Here is an 18,658-nt window from a genome sequence, read left to right as displayed (position 1 = left end):
AACTAGATTTCTTGTTTCCCCTTTCAAGCTACAAGGAACTGTGCGAAATTTTCTCTACCTTATAAAAGGGAGGGAACTAGATTTCTTGTTTCCCCTTTCAAGCTACAAGGAACTGTGCGAAATTTTCTCTACCTTATAAAAGGGAGGGAACTAGATTTCTTGTTTCCCCCCTTTATAAGGGGGGATTAAGGGGGGTAATCCTACTTGCCAACTTTTCTGCCAAATAAATCTAGTTGAGAAGTAGCTCGTAAAAGTCGCGCCGCTTCTGTAGATGTTTCTACTCTCCGAGCGCGATTCGCCTCTTCTGCCTGTTGAGAAATATTTGCTAAATTTAAATTAGAATATTGTAAAGACTGATTCATCTGTATTGTCTGAGCAAATGTTTCACCGACAATTTCTGATTGTGCCTGTTGAATCTTAATACTTTGCAATTGAGTAGCACCTATTAATTGTGCTAAAGCCGAAAGACCACCACTAATTGCAATATCTCCAGCACCAGTTCCAGGAGTAGTAGCAGTTGCAGCAGTAACAGCTGGAGGAATTAAACTGCGAGCTTTATCAATAAATCCTTTGCTGCCTACATCCGCCTCGTCGGTAATATCGGCAATACTTTTTAGTGTGTTTTCAGTATTTTCTAACTTTGCTTTTGTCCGAATTTGTCCATTTTGACCAAGAACACCTGCCGCCGCTCCCCGGGTAATTACACGATTGAGTTCATTACTAACTAAATTTCCCCGGACTGCGGAATTATTTTCAAAACGGCTTGATTTAGAGTCTGAACTAGAAGAGTAGAGAATCAAATTATCACGAACCTTTTGTCCCGCAACGACGGGGTTAGGTATATTCAATTCTCCCTTGGCATTACTCAGAGCATTTTGACTCTGTACTTCTAGAGGCTTTAAGTTATCGCTGAGATTATATTGAAGGTAGTTTTGCAAATCTGTGGAATATGATTGAAAATCAGTCCAAACCTGGCCTAATCCCGTCTGAACTTGTGCCATTGCTGGTAGGATTGTTAGGGATAGTAACGTTAACGTAAAAGTCAAAATGGTAGTTTTTTGCATACATTTGTACCTGGAAAAGATAGACGAGATTAAGTAGTGAGTCAGAAATTTAGCTTTTTAACTATTATTTATAACTTTTTTAATCACTGTTAACTGCTGACATAATCCAATTAACTACTACGTAAAGTAGCCACTAATTGACGTGCAAATGCAGAAATGGCTTCATATTTATTGCTATGAATTTGCATCATTTTGCTCCGTGCAGTTTGTTCAGAGGGGTTATTTGCAACTGCTGCCAATTGTTCGTAACCTGGATAGTAACGGCAGAATGTATAAATACCGTTATCATCTAGCAGCCATTGGCTATAAACGCCTTCTTTGCGGGGAAAAAAGCTTTCTGAGGCATTACGAGAAATAACTTGGCGGGGATATTTTAAGATGTCTGCAAAACTATCCACTGCAACTGGCTGAATGCGTCCAATCAATCGTGTTGTCAGGTTTTGCAAAATTTTAGATGCAGCTTTAGATTTGGCAATGGTATCAGGATCTTGTCCTGATAAAATGACTCTGATGCCGGCTTTAGCGCCGTTAGCACAAATTCTGCCAACTAAGTCGGAAATTTGCTCGAATTCAAATAGAATTGGTGCTTCGTCAATAAAGAATATGGAAGCTGGACTGCTGAGTGCGCGTCGTAATGCGGCTGAATAAGCACTCAAGGATAGTACGGCTGCATCTTCACTATCTGATAGGTTTCTGAGCGCAAAAACTAAAAGTTGTGCATCGGTAGGAAAGCTGGATGGTGCAGAAATGGCTTGTCCCACCCGACTAGAAAGCCAAAACCGCAAGCGCAACTGAATTTGACTCAGAGCGTCTTCTACTCTGCCAGTTAAAGAATCTAGCTGCAAGTGTTCTGGTGAACAGAAAAACAGAAAATCTTTTAAGGTAGGAGTTTTCTGCCAAGCATGAGTGCCAAATCCTCCCGCCATCGCCTGTCGATATCGCTCTTTGATGCCCTCATCAGTAAAGAAAGCATCTAATGCTAAGTTGAGCAGCGATCGCACGGTTTGCGATAAAATTTGACTTTCAGTCGATGATCCTAAAACCATTGTCATTAAAGCTGATTCTAGGAAGGCGGTATAATCGTTAAAGCGATCGCGCTGTTGTTCTGGATCTAGCGATCGTAAATCTGGCTGTTCAAATAAGTTATTCGATTGTTTGGAGATATCAAAATAGGCTCCATTCCCCTCCATAAACTCTGTGTAGTCAGTGAAAGTAGATGTACCATCAGGTTTGGGGAAATCTAACGCCACTACCGGAATACCATGCGCCAAAGCCTGAGTTAAAATCCCTGATACCAACACCGATTTACCAGCACGAGTTGTCGCAAACAAAGCTAAATTTTTGTGTTGATTAAATAAATCTAAATGTACGGGTGTTCCGCCTTCTTCAGCAATCAACTCAAAGCCTTCTTTATCACCTCTTTTGGTTAAAACTAAAGGCATTAATCCCGGAACTTCACTTGTTAAATATAGCTGGCGACGATTGAAAGGTGTTGCTAACAAACCCTCCCAAACTATCGGTAGAGTTTGCAGCCAAATTTTCCAGGCATATTCAGTTTCTCTAATTACCCTTGCTGGACGTTGAAAACAGTTTTCAATATATCTTGTCGCCTCATCTAATTTCTCTACAGTTGGACGATGTACCAAAATGACGACACTCGTATAAATCGGGACTGCACCTTCAAATAATTGTTCTTGGGCTGCTACCGATTTCTTTAGCTTTAATTGAGCATTGACATCAATAGTTTTACTTTTTTCTTGAGCCATAATTGTGGTCATATTTGACTGCTTCAGCACTCGTTGCAGAGTAGTTTTCACCATTGCTGGATTTGCGGCAGTCAACTCACAAAAAATCTCTGTATCTACTACTCTTTCTCTCGCTAACAGTTCCCATAAATAGCGCAGTTGGGTAGATTTATTTGACCAACCTCCGGGTTTTTCCAGAAATGACAGTGCGCCAATATAACGATTGTTAACATTAACCCAACGGCGATCGGCACAAGGTATACTAGATTCCATCAGCAAAGTTGTGCCGTGGATATTGTCTACAAGCAATTTAGTACTAGCTAAATCTGAATTAACTTGCTCGTGGAGTCCTTGTTCATCTAAAGTCATTAACTGGGGAATTTCTATTGGGTCTGTATCATTAAACCTTCTCCAGATTTCCTCCCACAGTTCGTCAGCTTTCAAAGGCTTGACATCCAATCCCATTTGGTTAGATAAAATTTGTTCCCAACGCAGAAAACCCTGTTTGTAAGCATTTGTGATTAGAGTTTCAATGCGCTGATTTTCTACTTCTGAGAGTTCACCTTTGAATTTCAACCACCATGATTCAGCCCTCACTAAAAGCTTCTCTATCCAATCATCGGCATTTTTGGAGTTGGATTCAATGGTGTAAGTTACATAAATCCGCAAAAACTTTGGTTTCCGAATACCAGAAATAGTCAGTTCTTTAACTCTAGCTCTTTCCGCCATCAACAAATATTTGATATCTCGTGATGGCGTCTTTTTGATTAGTGATGCTAATTCTTTTTGGCGCTCTTTATCTGAACTAAAAGATCCCAAATGCAGTGTCATTCTTTCACCGCTAGGGATGTCTTTCAATCCGGCTTCAATATTATTAAAAAGTGTATCGATTTGTTCGGGTCTTAAAGTGGTATGAATTCCCTTACAGTCAAAACCAAAAACAAAGCAGAAGCGATCTTTTTGAGTGCCTTTTGTCAAAAGGTAAGCGCCAATATCACGTCCATTCATTGCCACACGCAGCATTGTTGCCAAGTGTAAGGCATCTTCAAATGGTGTTAATCTACTTTCATTTCCGGCGACGCTGACGCTTTGTTTTCCGATTTTTTGCTTCATGGTTAACTTCTAGTAAGCTTTGATAACGAGCAAAACCTCTTGTCCAAGCGGGAACGCCAATAAATTTACTTAAAAAGCTCCAACTCCTACCACCAGTTAAAATCCACCAAGTTCCGATTCCCCAACCAGTAATTAGTACTGTCCACAACCATTTTTGAAACTCTTCTTGGAAAAGACCACCAAAAATCCCATTGATAATAAAATAGGAGGCTAGGGCGATTACCGTCCAAGGAAGAATTTGATCGGCAGGAATTGGCCCTAATGAAGGTTGGCTTCCCAGAACCTGATTGACTGGACGAAATTCTTGTTCCCGCTCTTGAGACATTTGAAATATCTGAATTATTTACTGCTATCGCCAATTACAAAGCGTGTGAGTACATCAGCAATGGTAACAGCTACAACTACTAATAGGGGAGTTCTGGCAATGCTTTGCCAATCTTCATCTTTACGCACTGCGTTAATCACACCAACTAGAGAGATTGCAATATACAGTAAGTAAATTGCCCGCAACACATTAAATATCAAACTTACTGCTGTGTCGCCACCACCAGCATTTGCTCCTGTACCACTTTGTAAGGTTTTTTTGAAAAACTTTTCAGCTTCCCCAAAAAACTGTGCTTGTGCGGGGGCTGCAAAACAGTCTAACCAATATAAACTCAGAATGCTCGCTGCTGCTAGAATTTGTAATAATATTAGCGATCGCCTTGGTAAATTCACCTGCTCCCCAATTTGCTGGGTGATGACTGCAATTAAACTACCAACTATTAAACAAAAGAGCAGGATAGGACTTTTTAGGCTGATAACGCTTACAAGTACAGCACAAGCAATCAAAAAAGGTACAGATTCAACCAGAATAATTAGGACAGATTTCAGTCCCAGTCTTAAGTTATCAAATCCTTTGACCGCACTACCAGTTAAAGCTTTGAAAAAGTTTCTCTCATGAGAACTTTGTCTAGACATTTGCTAATTTTCCTATGGCGTACTATGAGTGTTGGTTGTCTAAAATTTTACAGTTATTTATAACTTAACATGATTGAACATTCATTTTTAATAAAATTATGAAGTTTGTAGTAAAGTTCTACATGATATATTAATTTTTATGAAGCTAAGTTAATAGAATATTAAGTTTTCTTTAAAAGCTAAGTATGCGTGGTTCGAGAAACTAGGTTTCGAGCTTGAAACCAGAATTGCTACAGTCCTCCTAAACTTTTTCTATCCCGGCGCTTTTGCCTCACTTAGAGGTTGGAGAATCCGGTAGAAACCCCAGACAATACTTGGGAGCATAGTTACAAGTTCTATAGAAACATTTTATTCCTCCAACTAACCCTTTTGTAAAGTTTTATCCTTAGCTGACGCACTACAACTTACTACATAAGTTACTGGAAATTTGGGGAAGTTGCAATGCAGTGGCCACAGTATCCCATCTGCAAAGGAGTTTGGGAATACTTTTGCAGATTATGTTAGCACTACTATTCACATAGGCGTTAATCAGTCTACCGTCGATAGCATGAAATATACCACGCTTTATCCTTTTGTCTAAATATTCCGAATGTTTACAAATTGTTTAGTTGCCAAAAAATATACCATAAATTACCCGTTGACAGAAAATACCAAATACACAGTATAGGTTTCTGGTATTGTTGCTAGATTTTTCTCTTACATCTCAATGAGTGTAAAAAGCCTTGTAAAACCTCACCCCAGCCCTCTCCTTACCAAGGAGAGGGCTGGGGTGAGGTTTCTCATCTGATATATTTGCTTTCACTGAAATGCTCCCGATTTTTCAGCTATTTTTTTTTGCGATGCCTTGGTTCGGTTGCACCTACGCAACTAATAAAATGCTGAAACAACGTATTTTCGTTGATACATACAGTGGCTAATTTGTAAACTGCCTAAACTCTATTAAATACTTATTAAAACCTCTAAAAAAAGCTTAATAAGCAAAACTATATGTAAGCGAAATTTTTAGATTTTACTCTGGCGAATTAATAAAAAAGCCCTACAAAAACCACTTTTAAAACGCCTCTAAACTCCCGAAATATATTTCAGTTTTTTAATCATTCCATAATGTAATCATGACTTGAGCTTTACCTTAACATTATACTGTTGATTTCGTTGGCAAATTTTAACAGCTATTAGCTATAGATAGCAGTCCCAAAATATTTATGAAATTCTGACTTTCTTTACTTCGCATCTTAGCGGTAGCTTGTGGCAAACTACTGCCCGTCTACATTAAAGAAAGTGATTTTCATAATTCAGATGAAATTGCAATCCCAAATAAGAAGCCTCGGCGTTTTGTGCAAACTATTGATTTATTAATAACCTTTTTAATGCAAATTTGTTGTGCTTATAGAAGGTTGTTTGTAATCGTCAGTTTGACACTTGATTTGGATTTGATATGGTGTGGAACCCGAAATTAATTTGAAGGAGCTTGACATGGCTTTTTGTTCTAATCGTAAATTGACCTATTTGGCAACTTCAGTTTCTGTATTTGCCCTGACAATTGGTTTAGTAGCAGGTCAATCTGCTACTCAGAAATCTCTAGCTGAGACCTCTTTAGGTAATGGTGCAGGTGCAAGCACCGTAAACGCTTTCTTTACAGGTCTAAAAACAGTCGCTCCTGGCTTCAGCTTCACATATGCTCCAGTTGGTAGTGGCGCAGGGTTAACAGCTTTATTCACTCAAACCCAACCAGCAGGTACTACTCCCAAAATCACTTTCCCAGTCAATTTTGCAGCTAGTGACGACCCCGTAGCCGCAACCGAAAAACGTACTAATCGTAGTTACATCCAAGTGCCTGTGATCGGTGTCGGAGTCACACTAGTTTATAACGCTACTGGTCTGACTGTACCAGCCGGTGGAATTAAGCTTTCACGAGCTAGTTACTCTGGTATTTTCAACGGTACCATTACCAATTGGAACGATAAGAGCATTAGTGCTGACAACGGTCGCCAAATAGCACTCAATGTACCTATCAAAGTTGTACATCGTAGTGACTCAAGTGGTACTACTTTTGTTTTAACCACTCATCTGAAGGCAATATCTAGTGCTTGGAAGCTAGGAACAGGTACAACTGTTGCTTGGCCAAGCAGTTTCATTGGTGCTACTGGTGGTGGTGGTCTAGCCACTGCGGTCGCAACTACTAAAGGTGCAATTGGTTATCTGGATAATGCTACCCGTTTAACTAAAAGTCTACCTGCCGCAGTCTTAGCTAACAAGGCCGGTAATTACATCGCTCCCTCAACAGCTTCAATTACAGATGCTCTTAATGGTGGGACTGTCGTAAAATACAGTACTAATACCGCTAGCAAGCTGATTAGAATTGATAATTTGAGCGATCCAGCCCGTCCAAATGCTTATCCTATTTCCACAGCAAGTTATTTGGTGTTTTACTCAGGTGCTACAGGTTTTAATACTTTCGTCAACTCTGCTTTTGGGCTAGCTGGGGATCGTTTAGCTACATCTCTCGGATATGCTCCTCTTCCCGGTAGCATTAAAACTGCGGCTAAAGGTCTGTTTTAAGACTTGCCTAAATACTCCTTTCGGTGCTTCTGGTTGCAACGTCGGTTTATAAATTGACCTAGTAGCCTGTCGGAGAATAGCTGTTAATTCTGTTTGCAGACTTTAACAGCTATCAGCGACGTTGCTGAGTTTAAGTATGAAATTTCAAAGTTAAATGGTTAGAACCTTTGTTTTTGCAATTTTATTTTTTGCGCGAAACAAAACTCATACTCTTAATCAGCAACGCCTTATTTCACAGTTTGGTAAAAGATGTTGAGAAGGATATAAAAATTCTGCCTCAGGATTATATTTACAATCCTGGGGTTTTATTTATAGCGATTTTCCTTCGGATGCAACACGCTGTAGGGGCGCAAGGCGTTGCATTGGTTCAACTTAACGTAAAAGTGTAGTTTAGAACCAGCCCAATGTATGTAGTTTTCTTATTTTTTCTCCGTTAAAATGAATCTGTTCTATTGAAATATGGAACTTGTTCTTAAGCTAATAATTGAGATTTTGCCCGATTCTCAATAACCGGAGGATGGGCAGTGCCTATAAGCTAAAAATAAAGGTTTGAGCAAATGGTAAACAGCGCCCACTCTACTTGATGAGATGATGCGATCGCAATCAGTATTTATCCTCTCTCTATAATCACCCTCGGTAAAAATTAGAACTCCTTAACAACTATAAGATTTAGTTATCTAAAAGTCACAATTGAGTACAACCCTAGTGTTGTGGTGACGGAATATCTATCGGTCGGAATAGTTGAAAAAAGTTCAACCGTCAACTATGTTATATTTAGGTAGTTGAGAAATATTTTCGGTCATGTAACTGACTATATAGACGCCTCTCCGAATCTAAATCTCTACACTCTTTGATTCTGGAGGTGTTTTATAAGAAGAACTCAGGAGTCAGAATTCAGTATGAATTCTGTATGAGTGGGTGATGAATATTGGTTAAAACCTCGCCCCTGGCGATGCCCGTAGCGTGGCCGTTGGGTTAAGCGAAAAAAATTAAAATATTCTCGCCTTAAAACTCTATCCCTTTATGGGTAGAGTATTCTGAATTCTGAATTCTGTATTCTGACTCCTGGTTTATGTCAGTTTATATTGCTAACCTACCTAATCAGGTTGAAGATAATTACCTAGAACAGGTCTTCTGAGAGTATAGATTAAGTCTCAAAGTTGATAGAGCTAAGACCTTTAGAGATGAGACTCTTGATCATTCCAAAACTTGAAATTTTTAGTGAGCAGAACTGTATTGCCATACCTCGCGTGAAACGGATACATCTTACTGTCAAAAAATGTGCCAATAAGAATGGACAGTGAAGTGTGTCACAAAGCCAGACAATATACGGATAGTATTTGAACTTATGCCAACGGATATAATTACCCGTCCTGAATCCCTCACAGAAGATTGTTTCTTTACTTATGCCCTTGGGACTGATTTACATGATACTAATTCGACAGCCAAATATTTACGCCGAATCAGAAAAGAAGATAAACCATATATTGACATAGCTGTTTCTCCCAGACCGGGCTATCGGTTTGAGGTTTGTCTTATTCCTGTTGAAGGGTTCGCTCAAGAAACAATATTGACAAAAGATGGGTTCGCCAAGGCGTTAGCGATAATTTGTGCTGTATCTAATAAAGCTAGGAAGCGTTTCCCTTCAGGAAATGGACAAGAGATTGTCCGGTGTCAATTTAGCAACTTAGCTGATGCAGTCGCTGTAGCGAACAGACTGTCTGCATTACCCTCTAATATGTATGAAACTCTCGCCAAGCTACCAAATGCCTTGTGAGATCGCGTCCGCTTGAAGATTTATTATTAGGACTGACGCACACGCATTTTAATGGTAAGTAGACTCATATCTTGCACCTAGCCCTGGCGATTAGAAATCGCGGCTATACAAACGAAGTCCACCTCCGTGGACTAAGAGAAAATCAAAGGTTTTTAACCGAGGTCGGTGGGTTTTGCCTATGTAGCCGCGACTTCCAGTCGCCTGGTGCAAGATATAAGTAGACGGACAAGAGAATAAAAAACTCAATGGTTCATATTTCATCTGTTGAGAAAAGGCTTGTTATACAAGACTTTTAACCTGAATGTCCAATTTTGATGTTTTTGTACGCTAACCTGTAATTCAAAGTGAGTTTTTTTTATGCCTATAAGTCCTTTGCGTGAAGAACCTCGTAACCAGCGAGCGCCTGTAATTCGTACAAGTAATGAGTTTATTCTCTTAGAATGGCTAAAGTCAACTGGTCGTCTAATCGAGCGTGAACATCAAGAATCTGAGTATCTAAATGAAGTAGAAGAAATTTCAGAAATGATCGACCTTGACGATATTCCTTACGATCATGACGATGACGATGCTGACATGGATACAGAAGCCTAGTAGCGTAATTCGTAATTCGTAATAGAGCCTCCGGCACGCACTCGCGTTCGTAATTCGTAATTATTTACCCGAAGGGTTTCATTTATTTGGAATGTGTACTTGATTCTGAATTCTGCATTCTTCTTCAAGTCCCTGGCTTACCTCACCCTCAATCCCTCTCCTTGTAAAGGAGAGGGAGGCTAGATACAGGATGAAGTTTTGCATTTTGTTTAACGAACTTTGGGGTTTAAGTCCCCTGCCTCTATAGGCAGCGCGAATTGAAGCCTAAATCTAAATCCCCGTCACAAAACTTACTTGCGACTTGCGACTTGCGACTTGTTTTAATTTTGAGACTTGAGTAATAGATAAAATAATTGTCCATTGCTGACTGTGACACCAGCGCGATCGCCTGCTAATTTCCCAGTACCTAAAAAATAATCTACCCTACCTGCACCTTTAATTGCACCTCCGGTATCTTGGTCAAGAACATAGCGACTAACGATGCGCTCCTCCATTTTTCCGGTAGGATTAACAAAGGGAATAGAAGTGTGAATCAACGCTAAAGCACCAGGAGGCATGAGAGATTTATCCGTAGCAATAGAACGCTCTGCTGTTAGTGGTACGTTGATAGAACCTTGGGCTGGCTGACCGTGATTTTCTTGAAAAAAAACAAAGCTGCGATCGCGCGGGATATAAATATTTAACTCTTGGGGATGCTTTTGGAAATAGTCGAGAATAATTGGCAAAGTTATACCTTGTAGCGGTAATTTGCCATCATTCACTAATTCTCGCCCAATGCTTTTGTAGTTATAAGCGTTATTACCAGCATAGCCGATTGTTGTCTGAGTCCCATCGGGAAGCTGAAGTCTCGCCGAACCTTCAATTTGAGCTAGATATGGTTCGAGGCGATCGCGAAACCAAAACAACTCTAATCCTCGTAATTTCCCTTTTGCACCTTGTAAACCATCTACTCCTTCTAATTCCAAGCGTGTAGGATGAGGCTTAATCCAGGAATTTAAATCAGGAGGTAATCGATAAACAGGATAACGATATTCTGCTGTGGGGACGCGACTGGCTGCGTAAAGTGGTTCATAATAGGCGGTGAATAAAACGGAACCTTTGTTATCTTTACCAACTGACTGGTAAAGAACAAATTCCCGTTCGATCGCTTGATGTAATTCTGTGGCAGAATTAGTTTTTAATAGAAGTTCGCGGAATCTTTTCAAGCTTTTGAACACGCGATCGCGCGTAATCCCAGCCACCGGATAGTTTTGATAAGCAGCCACAGCATTAGCTGTTTGCAGATATTGGAGACTACAAGCGATCGCACTTATCAATGGCTTTTTGTCTGCATCTTCATTTTTGAATTTTGAATTTTGAATTTTGAATTGTTTAACTGATATTTGTCCATAAAGAACTTCATCGAAACAAGAGGTATCACCTTGACAACAAGTAACTGGTAGTCTCTGGATTAATGGTACTTTTTGCTTTTGTGTAAGTGCATCTTGATTTTCAGCAGTCAAGGAAACTGGTATATCCCACTTTTGCAAACGACATTCTGGCGGACTAAGTTCCCGATACGCCAAAGATTGCATTCGCACCAGCAAAATCGATAAAACCACAGGTAAGCTAATGGCGATAATTTTGCTAAACTTTCCTAACCCAGCAAGTGTCTTTTTCATCAAAATTAAACTTTTTTGAGATTATCCCACCTCGCTCAAATTCAACAGGACTTACGCACTCAAAACCTGAAACCTCGTTCGCGTAGCGTGCGCGAAGCGCACTCCCCCCTAACCCCCCGATAAATTGGGGGGGATCTAAAAGAGCCAACTTTTTAAGGGGGTTGGGGGATCTCTTATGCGTAAGTCCTATTCAAAAATCAAAAATAATTTAATTGTTTGACAACACCAAAATTATTCCCCACTCCCCACTCCCCACTCCCCACTCCCCACTCCCCACTCCCCACTCCCCACTCCCCACTCCCCACTCCCCACTCCCTATTCATTCATATTACGATAAGTGGCAACTGCTGAAGGCGATATCCGGTTCAAAAATCGGAATATCCAGTATTTGAAAATGGTATCTAAAATCACGGGAAATGTCGCAATAAATAAGAAGATAAAATCTCGATTTGCTGGTAATCCCCAATGGCGTGATACACCTTCTAGTAGTACTTCCCAACCATGAGGAGAGTGGAATCCTACAAATATATCAGTAAACAAAATGATGATAAATGCCTTGGCACTATCACTAAGTCCATAGACAATATTATCAATGAAATCCTTTAGCACAGCAATAGAAGACTTGCTGACTAACAAAAGCCAGATAAAAGTACCCACCGAGAAAAGGTCTGCAAAAATATTTTTGATCGCATTAGAGCTTTCGTGACGAAATTCTTTAGCAAGCTCTATAGCCTTATCACCCATTTCATTTTCAATCTGCTCAGACGACATTGCAGGGGCTTTTATAATGAGATTTTCAAACTTGAGCTTTTCTTCAAATCTTTGTAATTCTAGCAGCGCTTCCTCTTCCATTTCGGAATTGAGGAATATCTGCATTTGCTCAGAGCTTCTAACACGGTCAATAATTGGGCCGACTACGAAAGCTTTTGCTATCTGATGCGTTAAAAGTGGGACTATAATTAATAGTAAAATAAACCTGATAGATATTATTGTTCTTCTTTGAGTCTGACGAAAACTCTGAATTACTTCTTGTTCAGAATTAGGGTCTAATTCAACTTGCAGACGAGTGATAGTACTTAAAAGAGATCGGGGTAAAACGCCGATTGTATCGCTTTTACGTTTTATTTGGGGTTTTTTACCCAAGTCTTGAGTTGCTATTTTGGGTGGCACCGTTGGAGTATTGACGAGTAGCGACTTGTCCTCAGATATCACAGAGTTAACTGGTAGATTTGGAGGTTGGACTACTAAAGCTTGAGAAGTTATTTGATCAGAAATTGTTGTGTATTTGGATATAACTTGATCGATAAAGTTTAGCTTTTCCAAAACCAAAGAAAGACTTAAATACTCTATACCTGCTTTCTGAGCAGCTTTTTGATTTTCTTCATTTAAAAACCAACGACTTGCTTTCAACTCTGTCAGCCGCATCCTCACAATTTTTAATAGCTTGTTGAGGTCTGACTCAAAATAATCCATCACGCTGTTACTGTACATGGCTGAGTCAATGTCTATTTTTTTACCATTGAAATGTTTATCTTCTATTTCCTGAATCTTTAAGGCTGCATTGTAAGCTTCATTTAAAGAACGTTCAGGAGTCTGTAAGTACCATCGATAAGCAGCAAGTAAGAAAGAATAGATTTTTTGACTAAAAACAGAGTTTTTCATTGCAGACAATCATCCAGCATTATTTGGTGATTATTAACCTTAAATTAACGCACGAGGTATACTAGCAAATCTACAAGGAGAAAGTTTGTGGTTTCTCATTCGGTTTGGATTGTTGGCACTAGTCGCAGTGGTAAGACGGCTCGCTTGGTAGAGCAATTTTGTAATTGGGTAAAATCTGAAAATAAAGATACTGAATTATTTTATACTAAAAGCCAGGGACGTAAAAAAGGCGATGGCTTGTCTGCGACACGCTACGCGAACGCCAACGCCAAGGGCGATCGCATACCCGAATTTTTATATCTTAAACAAACAGAGCCAGGAGTTTTAGTCTTAGCTGCCAATGATGATAATCGTCGAGAATTGGGAGATAGAATTGTTACATCTACATTAGGAAAATATCCGGTTCGTGCGAAGACGCCGCTAGGTTTTTTCCAGGATGAAGTTATTTTATTTTGGCCGTTGCTAATTAACTCGTTGAACCTGAAGGCACAGTTTCCGGTACGATTGCGGCCAGAAACAGAACAAGAGTTAGCAACAAAACTCTGGCGTCCCCAATTAGACGAAGAAATTTTACGTATTGCGGGAGTGAATGAATCTCGCTTGGTGCGTCGCATTCTAGACTTATTGCAATTAGCAGCTTACAGTGGTATACCTTGCGAAGATATTGCCCAGATTTTGGCCAGGGGTCTGGGAGAAAATACTACAACTTTAGAGCCGGAATTTTTGGGATCTTTGCTCCTAGATTGGCGGAACTGGTGTTTAGAGAGGGGATTACTGACTTATGGGATTATTACTGAACTTTATAGTCAGCATTTGTTAAGCGATCGCAATTACCAGCAGCACCTAGCTAAACGCTATCAGGCGGTTCTGGCGGATGATGTTGATGACTATCCTAGCGTAGCGCGTCTTTTGTTTGAGTTGCTATTAGATCAAGGCGCAGTCGGGGCGTTTAGCTACAATCTTGATGGTGCAGTGCGATTGGGATTGGGAGCAGACCCCAACTACCTAGAAGGGTTAGCAGAGCGTTGTCGGGTAGAAATCTTAACCGGACCGCCTCCTGAGTCCCTTGGTGAGCAACTCACTCAACAGATGGTGGAATTGGTAACAGAACCGATGATACTGTCAAGCTTACCTGAGATTGTGCATTCAATTGAAACCACCTCCCGCGGTCAACTATTGCGACAAACAGCAGAAGTAATTGCTAATGCCATCCAATCACAGCAAGTGCAACCAGAACAAGTGGCGATTATTGCACCAGGTTTAGATGCGATCGCTCGTTATACTCTAGTAGAAATTCTCGTTAAACAAAATATCCAGGTACAATCGCTTAATGACCAACGTCCGCTAATTAGTTCACCGATCATTCGCGCATTGCTCACCATGCTGGCACTAGTTTATCCCGGCTTGGGACGCTTAGTAGATCGGGATGCCGTGGCAGAAATGCTGGTTGTATTGAGTAGGAAACAACAATCACCGGAAAACTCTACAGACGCGATTAATCCTACAGACGCGATGAATCCTACAGACGCGATTAATCCTACAGACGCGATTAATCGCGTCTCTACAAATATTGATCCGGTACGTGCTGGTTTGATTGCAGATTACTGCTTTTTACCCCATCCCGATCGCCCCAACTTGCTACCAGTGTCAGCCTTTGAGCGCTGGGATCGAATCGGCTATGCAGCGACCACAGCTTATAATGAGATATTAGAGTGGTTAGAACAGCAGCGATCGCAACAAGAATTGCGTTTAATTCCCAGTCCTATTTCTCTCTTAGACAGAGCAATTCAGCGTTTTTTGTGGAATGGTAGCAATCTTCCCTATGAACAACTAGCAGCACTGCGGGAATTATTAGAAACCGCCCAACACTACTGGGAAATTGACACCAGATTACGACAAATTGCCCCAGTTGAGACAACGCCTCACACAACTATTATTGAATTTATTCAACTACTGCGACGTGGTACTATTACTGCCAATCCTTACCCTGTGCGTCCCATCAGTGGAGTCAGAAAGGCTGTCACATTAGCAACTATATTTCAATATCGATCTAGTAGGCGATCGCACCGTTGGCATTTTTGGCTGGATGCTGGTTCACCTCTATGGGCGAAAGGTGGCGCGGCGACTTTGTTTGGTGCGCCGTTTTTCCTGCGAGACAGATTAGGCGAACCTTGGACAGCAGAAGATGAGAAATTAGCAGAAGAACAAAGACTGCGAAGGATTTTGGCAGATTTATTGTCTCGTGTATCCGAGAGAGTTTATTTGTGTCACAGCGATTTAGCCGTGAATGGACAAGAGCAACTAGGGCCGCTGTTACCTTTAGTAAATGCCTGTGTGACGCATTCGGTTATATAGCGGTTATTGTTTGGATGCAATAACTTTGACCTCTCTCCAAACCTCTCTCCTAAGAGGAGAGAGGCTTTGAATCTTACTCCCCTTCCCTTGTAGGGAAGGGGCTGGGGGTTAGGTCTGTATTGCACTGAACAGAGAAGCGCTATAAATTGTTATCCGATACTAAATCAACCTAGCACTTACTGAAATATCCGAGTAAATTAAAAATGATATTCCTGAAATAGTAAAAGAGGGTTGTTAAGTTAATGTCACTCGATTCGCTTAAGGAAGAAGCAACAAATCATAACACTTCACCACAAAGATTACGAGAATTAGCTGCAATTAATGATGAGCTAAGGAGATTAGTTGCTGCAAATCCTCTCGCCGATAGTAGTTTATTAGGAGAACTTGCGATACAAGCCAGAACTAACAAAGATGTAGAAATGCAAAGAGCGATCGCAAGCAATTCCAATACACCAACACAATGGTTAATCGGACTAGCGCATCTATTTCCTGAAGAATTCTTTAGCAATCCGGCTTATGATTTATCAATTCTGCAAAATTTTAACTTTCCTCACAGTTTTGGGAAAAAATTCCTCTTGAAGCTTGTTTGTGCATTTAATGCACCAACCTCTTTTCTAGAATTTGCTGCTGGCATTTGCGAGACTAATCTTAAAATTGTTATAGCTAGTCATCACAATACTTCTAAAAAAAAACTATTGGAGTTATCTACATCTGGTAAGGATATTGTTGCAGAAGTTGCTCAGTTACGTCTTGATTTTCCCAATGATGACATAACTTTCTGGGATAAGGTGGCTTTAAATAAGAAACCAAATCTCATTCTTTTTATTCCTCATAGGCTGATGTTTAAATTGGTGCAATTGCCCGAAATATCCCCAAATTTTCTAAACGCAGCATCCCAGTTTGAAACATTTCCAGAAATTCTCAATATTATTGCTAATCATCCGAAAACACCCAAAGAATTACTCGATAAGCTTGCAAAAAATAGCCTTCATTTTATTGCTGAAGCCGCAAAGCTACATATTAATTATGCTGGAGAATTGGAAACTGGATGGCGCGATCTAGCGGAAAGCAAAATTGATAGAGCGCAACTGCCTATTTTAAATAATGATGAAGAAGGAATTGAACTGCGATTGTGGTACGCAGGAGCAATTGATGAAAGCACTTTACCTTATTTAAATCAAAAGTCAGTACACGAATATACAAGTACTTTATTAAAGATTGTTTGTTCTGCTGACACACCTCAAACGATTTTAGATAATCTTGAAAAACACCCCAGAGTTTCTCCATTAATCACTGAATGTATTACTTATTTAAAACAGCGAGAATCAATAGTTTTCGATTTACTTCCGGGAACGCTGCCAATAAATAGTACGAAATTATCGAATAACTTTGCTGCCAATCAAATTAACCCCATAGTTGCCGATTTAAATGCTCTATTTACAAACTTAGAAGATAGAAAATGGTGGTTTAAAATAAGATATATCCGCATAGATAACCCAACAATTAACCTATGTTTACTTGACTTGATACAAAAAAATAGGGGTTCGAGAAGAAGAAGATCCTACCGAGAAAATATGCTTAAGGATTTTGGCAGAGGTAGATATAAAGACTATAGTCCAATATTTATTAGATTTTCTAATTTACAATACTATGGTGTAATTCTAGCAAGCGCTCCTAACACTTCACCGGAAATACTATCAAAATTAGTGAAGCATCCAATCCAGGGAGTGAGAGTTTTGGTAGCTAGTCATCACAATATTACTCAAAACTCTTTAGATAAGTTAATTGACGATCGCAATCCAGAAGTTAGAGCAGCTGCTTTAGCGAATCCCAAACTTGATTCGATGCTTAGAGAACAATTAGCAAGCTTGGAAAATCCAAATTTATCTTCACTAGATTTACGAGAACTAGCAAATAGTGAGTATACTGCTGTCAAAACTAAAGTTGTTCGACATCCTAACGTTGATGGTTTAATTCTGGCAAAACTAGCTGACGATAAGTTAATTGTCAGATTGGCTGTAGCTAAACATCCGAAAACTCCAGCCGAGATTCTAACTAGATTTACTGAGCATCCAGATCGAAGATTACCTCTAGCAGTTGCTCAAAACCCTGGTGCGCCGCAAGATTTACTAATTCAGTTAGCTACTCAACCCGGAGGACGTGGGGGATTTCACTTTAATCCACTCAATTTAGCTGCTGTTAAAAGTTTACTGACTCAAGAACCAGAAGCGGCGATTCCTTTCTTGGATCGATGTCTAAAATTTCCCGATCGCCCATCATTTTCTCGCTTTTTGGTTCTGATGAATCCTCATATACCGAGTTCATTTTTGGGAAGATACTATAAATCCTGGTTTTGGCCAGAAAGATATGCGATCGCTCAAAACCCGAATACTCACCGCGACATTTGCCAACAACTAACGCAAGACGCCAATAGCATTGTTCGTGCAGCAGCACGGGATAACTTAAAATAGTATTCGCTCTTATAAATTGCATTATTGCACAAGTAAGTTAACCTGTTGCCTATTCTCGCTTAGTCTTTTTCAAAAATTAAATCAGATTCTTATAAGACTTATTAACCATTATTTAATGACAAATTTAACAAACAAAAATATTCGTTTATATCGAGTAGTAATTATCACCTTTCTAACATTGAGATTTGGGTTTGATCTTTGCAAATTTCGGGACTGTGGTTGAATTTTTACAGGAGAATGAGAAGGTATTTGATCACGCCTTAAGAGCAAAGGAATACAGAAAAGTCCCAAAAAAATTACTACTCCAGTCATTATCCAAACCATCAATCGGCTTGGTCTATAGTCGCCTTGTTCAATTTGCCAGAAAACTTGATTGTATCGCCACGCAGCTAATGCAATTGTGAAAATCCCAGAAATTACTAAAGCAAGACCCAAATTTTCGGAATTAGATAATGGATTTACATGAGGTTCTTGTTGAGTAATGGCAAGATTAAGCTGACGTAAAAATAGAGCAAATCGGGCGATCGCAATTCCAAAGCTAATCAATGCAATAGAAGTGCGTAGCCAAGCCAGAAAGGTACGTTCATTCGCTTGATGCTCCCTTTGGCGGTCAATTTTCGGTATTTTATCCATGAGTACTTCTGATGGCAAGTTCTCCTTGAAAAGTATTCATAACATCGATGAAGTTTCGTAAAAGTCT

General features: G+C 39.9%; 12 protein-coding genes and 1 pseudogene. 6 read left to right on the top strand and 7 right to left on the bottom strand.

What is annotated here, in order from left to right; genetic code table 11:
• Positions 1-200: 200 nt before the first annotated feature.
• The 4 genes from V7K27_RS30610 to V7K27_RS30595 all read right to left on the bottom strand — a co-directional run bounded on the left by V7K27_RS30610 (position 201) and on the right by V7K27_RS30595 (position 4,882).
• The gene (locus V7K27_RS30610; protein ID WP_334952296.1) at positions 201-1,064 is read right to left on the bottom strand and encodes a hypothetical protein; all 864 of its coding nucleotides are present in this window, start codon (positions 1,062-1,064) and stop codon (positions 201-203) included.
• 110 nt (positions 1,065-1,174) lie between these two features.
• Positions 1,175-3,922, bottom strand: coding sequence for a hypothetical protein (locus V7K27_RS30605; protein WP_334952295.1), 2,748 nt, complete (start codon positions 3,920-3,922; stop codon positions 1,175-1,177).
• A complete protein-coding gene (locus tag V7K27_RS30600; RefSeq protein WP_334952294.1) occupies positions 3,876-4,247 on the bottom strand; it encodes a hypothetical protein in 372 nt (123 codons plus the stop codon). Before V7K27_RS30600 ends, V7K27_RS30605 begins: the two co-directional genes overlap by 47 nt.
• Positions 4,248-4,261: 14 nt before the next feature.
• Positions 4,262-4,882 carry a hypothetical protein gene (locus V7K27_RS30595; protein WP_334952293.1) on the bottom strand — a complete coding sequence of 207 codons (621 nt, stop codon included), beginning with the start codon at positions 4,880-4,882 and terminating at the stop codon, positions 4,262-4,264.
• 1,473 nt (positions 4,883-6,355) lie between these two features.
• On the opposite strand from V7K27_RS30595, the gene V7K27_RS30590 reads away from it, so the two are divergent.
• From V7K27_RS30590 to V7K27_RS30580, 3 genes are all read left to right on the top strand, one after another.
• Positions 6,356-7,441: a substrate-binding domain-containing protein gene (locus V7K27_RS30590; RefSeq protein WP_334952292.1), complete on the top strand. Its 1,086-nt coding sequence runs from the start codon at positions 6,356-6,358 to the stop codon at positions 7,439-7,441.
• A gap of 1,348 nt (positions 7,442-8,789) precedes the next feature.
• Positions 8,790-9,218: a hypothetical protein gene (locus tag V7K27_RS30585; protein ID WP_334952290.1), complete on the top strand. Its 429-nt coding sequence runs from the start codon at positions 8,790-8,792 to the stop codon at positions 9,216-9,218.
• A 357-nt stretch (positions 9,219-9,575) separates the two neighbouring features.
• Positions 9,576-9,809: a DUF3134 domain-containing protein gene (locus V7K27_RS30580; RefSeq protein WP_334952288.1), complete on the top strand. Its 234-nt coding sequence runs from the start codon at positions 9,576-9,578 to the stop codon at positions 9,807-9,809.
• Positions 9,810-10,129: 320 nt separating this feature from the next.
• Here the strand turns inward: V7K27_RS30580 and mltA are convergent, their stop codons facing one another.
• Positions 10,130-11,470: a murein transglycosylase A gene (gene mltA / locus V7K27_RS30575; RefSeq protein WP_334952286.1), complete on the bottom strand. Its 1,341-nt coding sequence runs from the start codon at positions 11,468-11,470 to the stop codon at positions 10,130-10,132.
• 216 nt (positions 11,471-11,686) lie between these two features.
• On the opposite strand from mltA, the gene V7K27_RS30570 reads away from it, so the two are divergent.
• Entirely contained in the window at positions 11,687-11,821 is a 135-nt protein-coding gene (locus tag V7K27_RS30570; protein ID WP_334952285.1) for a hypothetical protein, read from the top strand.
• Here the strand turns inward: V7K27_RS30570 and V7K27_RS30565 are convergent.
• Positions 11,786-13,132, bottom strand: coding sequence for a proton extrusion protein PcxA (locus V7K27_RS30565; RefSeq protein WP_334952284.1), 1,347 nt, complete (start codon positions 13,130-13,132; stop codon positions 11,786-11,788). The two genes, V7K27_RS30570 and V7K27_RS30565, sit on opposite strands and share 36 nt — an antisense overlap.
• A gap of 87 nt (positions 13,133-13,219) precedes the next feature.
• On the opposite strand from V7K27_RS30565, the gene V7K27_RS30560 reads away from it, so the two are divergent.
• Together V7K27_RS30560 and V7K27_RS30555 are read left to right on the top strand one after the other, a co-directional pair.
• Positions 13,220-15,487: a recombinase family protein gene (locus tag V7K27_RS30560; protein ID WP_334952282.1), complete on the top strand. Its 2,268-nt coding sequence runs from the start codon at positions 13,220-13,222 to the stop codon at positions 15,485-15,487.
• A 242-nt stretch (positions 15,488-15,729) separates the two neighbouring features.
• Positions 15,730-17,958: a variant leucine-rich repeat-containing protein gene (locus tag V7K27_RS30555; RefSeq protein ID WP_334952280.1), complete on the top strand. Its 2,229-nt coding sequence runs from the start codon at positions 15,730-15,732 to the stop codon at positions 17,956-17,958.
• Between the two features lie 198 nt (positions 17,959-18,156).
• Here V7K27_RS30555 and V7K27_RS30550 read toward each other — a convergent pair.
• Positions 18,157-18,591 (bottom strand): annotated as a pseudogene (locus V7K27_RS30550) (YidH family protein); the annotation flags it as partial.
• Between the last annotated feature and the right edge of the window lie 67 nt (positions 18,592-18,658).

Origin of the sequence: Nostoc sp., from assembly GCF_036919575.1 — a bacterium.
Taxonomy (GTDB): domain Bacteria; phylum Cyanobacteriota; class Cyanobacteriia; order Cyanobacteriales; family Nostocaceae; genus Nostoc.
The sequence above is the reverse complement of the archived record's forward strand: the minus strand, read 5'-3'. Positions and strand labels throughout refer to the sequence as shown.